Here is a 4,303-nt window from a genome sequence, read left to right as displayed (position 1 = left end):
GCTGCCATTAAGAATAATCATGGTGTCAAGCCAGGGTTGATTCACAGCGACCAGGGATCAAGCTATACATCCGGACGCTATACTACTGCATTGGCTGGAATGGGCATCGTCCATAGTATGTCGCGGCCAGGAACTCCAGGGGATAACAGCCCAATGGAAAGCTTCTGGAGTCACATCAAGACGGCATTTTTTGCCTTCGAACAACCGTTATCTGAGATCGAGATGATCACTTTAATTCAAAAGTGCATTAACTGGTACAACAACGAACGACGACAAGAAACACTCAACGGCATGACCCCAGTGGAATACCGGAATCATACCGTTGAAGAAACTGCATAACAGTTTTAATTATTTAATTGTCTACTTGACCCGGGGTAGCTCCGTTTCTGCCTTTTTATTAACCAGCCTACCGCTACTTTTCGCATGGATGTTCCATTGACCCCTAAAACAATAGATCAATAAATATGTTCTTCAAGAAAGACTAGCAATTGTTATACAAGTAAATAATATTTACTTGTATAACATGTAGCACAGATAAATATCGTTTGCATTTGTTAAGGTTACTGTTCTCGCTCTTTTTCAAGTAGAGTATTATACATATCTTTTTGTCGGTTATTCATAGACGTTTCAGTGTATGTCTGAATTAAACGGTTAAGAAGAGAATCGAAAGTTTTCTTTTCATGAGCCTCCTCTGGGGGGAGAAAATACGACAAAACACGTAGTTTCTCAACGCTTTCTTTAGAAACACGTTGCACTGTCATAGCCTTTTTTTTCTTTTTGTCGGTTTGCTTTGGTCGAGTCTGCATACCAGTAATAGGTCCAAAACTGTTTTGCCCTTTAATATTAACACTCTTACTTTTAAGAGAAGATTGAGGATGCTCAAGTACCGGCTTGATTTGTGGCAATTTCTTCTTTTGACTATCGTCCATTTTTTAACCTTCTTCCTCTTGTAGTGCTAATTTATGAAGATCAATTTCGTCTAAAACGTTTTCAAACACTTTATGTGCCCGTTGATCCCACTGATCGTTTTGACCAGTATAAATTTTACCCATTGATATACCTTCAGCATCATATGCTTTAAGTCGTTCTTGATAAGTAACTATTGTATTCAAGACGTTATTCCCAAATTCTTGGCGTGCATCTGAAAGTACTTTCTTATCAACACGCCCACCAGCACGTAACATGCACGGCAGTATTCCAACAATGTCCAATTTGGCTCCGTAATTATCAATCAGATATTGCATGTAGTTAATGTAAGTTTTGGCACCATCAAAACTCAGTTCCTGCGTTTGTAAAATTATAATACAGTAGTCTGATGCCATCATTGCATTATCCGAAAAATCGCTAATGGTTGGTGGCACATCTAGGTAGATGGCATCATATTGTTCTCGCAATGGTTCTAACAATTGTCTCAAATATGTAACCTGTCTTTTATCATCGTCAGGAAAAGACTGTAATAACATTTTTGGTAAACGACTAAATTGTGTATTAGACGCAATTAAATCAAGATTAGGAATAATCGGAGTAATCTGATTAGTAAGATCACCGTTCGTAAAACCATCGGTAATATTCTTGTTAATATCTGTTATATTACCTGTTTTCGCTAATATACTGGTAGCATTGGCCTGTGGGTCCAAATCAACCACTAAAGTTCTCCTGTGTTTATTTACCGCTGATATATAGGAAAGCATCGTCACGGTTTTCGTCTTACCAACGCCGCCCTTAAAATTCCCTACAACAAATACGTCTGCGCTCATACAATCATCTCCTCAGCAAGAGTATACATTTTCGAAGTTGCGTTTTCAACTGTATACGAGAAAACATTTTGGTCAATTCCAACTTTTTTAAAGAAAAGTTTATGTTTATTTACATGTAAATAAAGTTTACTTGTAAATATAGTTTACTTGTAAATATTATTTACGACATGTGTGAAAGCTATATCGTAACGGATATAGGCAGTCATCCATTTACATGTAAATAAAGTTTACTTGTAAATATAGTTTACTTGTAAATATTATTTACTTGTTACACAAGTGAACTTTTGCTAATGTTTACAGACACCAATAACGCTTAATTTAGGCTTTACACGCCAACTGGCGTCATGTACAATATGCTTGTAAATAAAAAAAGGGAACGCAAAGTTGCGAACCCATAAAAAATAAAGATAAAAAAAGAGAACGTTGCATGAATGGTATGGCCATACCATTCATGCAGCCACACAAGAAGCACCCCTTCTTGCACGACCTTTTTAACGTTCAGTCAAAAATATTGAGAATATTTTTCAAATTGTTTTGTGGGTGTTAGACACACCCGTCATTTTAACAACGAAAGTATACCATATTTTGACAACGATTTCTATACATACCCCTTAGGAATCCCAATCCAATCATGATGCGTTATGATTAATTCGTTAAAAAAGAGCTGCAAGGAAAGTAACCTTGTCGCTCTTTTTTGATAGGAGAGATTAATCATGCACATCATCAAGGGAACTAAACAATTTATTCGCCAATTTAACTTTTTTGAAAAAAAGGGGTTTAACCCAACCAAGTGCTCCATCCTCAATCATTTATATGATCGCATGGAATCGTCCATTAAACGGCCTCTCGATTATTTTGACACAGACAAACGGGCATTCTTCATTATCTACTCCAATGAACAGATGGCCAAGGACATCAACGTCTCGGTAAGAACAGTCGCTAGTTATATGGATCAACTGGTCGATGAGAAATGGATCACTCGTTACAATACCAAAACCAACGCAACTTACCGGATTTTCATTCCGCGGTTTGCCACGGCAACTTCACCATTCTGGTACACCCCTGGTAATTTTTGCTGGGGGGGGTGGAAAAAATTTCTACCAAATCAGACTTTAAATCATATTTTGACATATAAAACAGATTATACAAATGATACACGAAATGGGGAAAATAGCTCGATTCTCGCAAGATTTCCAAGGAAAGAACCCCGGGCTGTGGATAACTCAACTAAACATGTTGCCCCCAACTCCCAACCAACGCAACTACCAGAGAAACCTAAAAAACCAGGGGCTACTAAAAACCAGGGGCTTGATGCCATGGAAATGGATATTATTGCCGATCAATTAGTTAAACAAGGCGGACTCCCGGAACGGGCAGTCTCCATCATGAGAAGTCTTTCGTTTGGTGATGCTAAAAAGCTGTACACTTATGGCGGGTTAGTTTATAAAGCCAAGAAAGCGGTTTACAAACGGCATAGCGAAGTCCAAGACATGGGGCTGGCGGTATCGCTGGAACAAAATACCGAAATGCGAGACAAACTTGCAGATACCCTCCAGCGAATCTTATACAGTGCCAACCGAAAAACTGCTAATCCGGTCGGGGTTGAGAAATACATCATGGTCTCACTAAAAAATTATTTTGAAGAAAGTTGTGATAAATACCTTCAGGAATTGCATTACGATCCCGCAAACTATCCCGAAGATTCCTATACGCCCGCGTATGCTTACTAACTAAGACCAGTGCTAGCTAGGCTTAGTTTGCACGCCCTAAATTCCGGATGATCTTATCGTTTTCGGGCTTGAGGGCCGCTTTAATGGCGTTAGTTGCCGCACAGTGGGAGGGGTTAAAATTGCGCACTTGTCCAATAGCGGTTGGTCGGCAAATCTTCACATTGCTTGTAGATCAGAAGCTGCCGTTACGTCCCATTCAGGCATTATTCCGGTTTATCGTTTTAGAAAATGAACGTTAAGGGATCCCTAACATCTTTGCACTTGTGGTATCCGCTGCCAAGCTGAATGGTTTAAGTTTTAGACCCAGCCAAACCGACAACCATTATTTTGGATTAACTAGCATAGGAACCGATCCTTTTTGTCGCCCATGGCGTTGAATTTATCTATCAGGGCCGCCTGGGCGTTCTCTGACACTTGTCACTACATGGATCTGTAAACGTAATCCACACCCCCCTCTGGTTGATTAATGGCGTTCTTAGATGCCTGGTTACCGTTAAATAATCAAGTGAGATTGCTTAGCGTAAATCGATATTTATATCCGCTAAGCGCTAAAATTGGGTTCACCGATTGCCGACAAACCATTCGACATGGTGACCTAAATAAGCTCCAAACGCGGTTATTAGAAAGGCAGCTGAGCGGTCATTGTCGATCTGCCTGGCGTCTTGAAGTAAACCAATGTAGAAGAGCTTTTCCTCTAAGAAGCTGTCTAAAATCTCTTAAGTAATAGTGCTAAAAACGCTAAAACGACCATTTGCAGACTGGTGGTTAATTGACGCTCACAATTTTTCCAAAGTCGCCGACAAGTCTCTAGCCAAC

4 protein-coding genes and 1 pseudogene are annotated in these 4,303 nt (G+C 39.6%); 2 read left to right on the top strand and 3 right to left on the bottom strand.

What is annotated here, in order from left to right; all coding sequences use genetic code 11:
* Window positions 1-339, top strand: a 339-nt coding sequence (locus LPKJCM_RS11745) for an integrase core domain-containing protein (protein ID WP_165758614.1), incomplete at its 5' end; no start/stop codon positions are given.
* A gap of 221 nt (window positions 340-560) precedes the next feature.
* Here the strand turns inward: LPKJCM_RS11745 and LPKJCM_RS11740 are convergent.
* Window positions 561-929 (bottom strand): hypothetical protein, encoded by a 369-nt coding sequence (locus tag LPKJCM_RS11740; protein ID WP_057961960.1) that lies wholly within the window; start codon window positions 927-929, stop codon window positions 561-563.
* A gap of 3 nt (window positions 930-932) precedes the next feature.
* Window positions 933-1,757, bottom strand: a complete 825-nt coding sequence (locus LPKJCM_RS11735; protein ID WP_057961961.1) for a ParA family protein — start codon at window positions 1,755-1,757, stop codon at window positions 933-935.
* A gap of 713 nt (window positions 1,758-2,470) precedes the next feature.
* On the opposite strand from LPKJCM_RS11735, the gene LPKJCM_RS11730 reads away from it, so the two are divergent.
* Window positions 2,471-3,487, top strand: a complete 1,017-nt coding sequence (locus tag LPKJCM_RS11730; protein WP_057962643.1) for a hypothetical protein — start codon at window positions 2,471-2,473, stop codon at window positions 3,485-3,487.
* Between the two features lie 706 nt (window positions 3,488-4,193).
* On the opposite strand, the pseudogene LPKJCM_RS12980 reads toward LPKJCM_RS11730, so the two are convergent.
* Window positions 4,194-4,303: pseudogene (locus LPKJCM_RS12980) on the bottom strand (IS5/IS1182 family transposase); the annotation flags it as partial.

It is taken from the genome of Lentilactobacillus parakefiri (assembly GCF_002157585.1).
Taxonomy (GTDB): Bacteria; Bacillota; Bacilli; order Lactobacillales; family Lactobacillaceae; genus Lentilactobacillus; species Lentilactobacillus parakefiri.
Note: the sequence above shows the minus strand (reverse complement) of the source record. Positions and strands in the feature narration are given on the sequence as shown.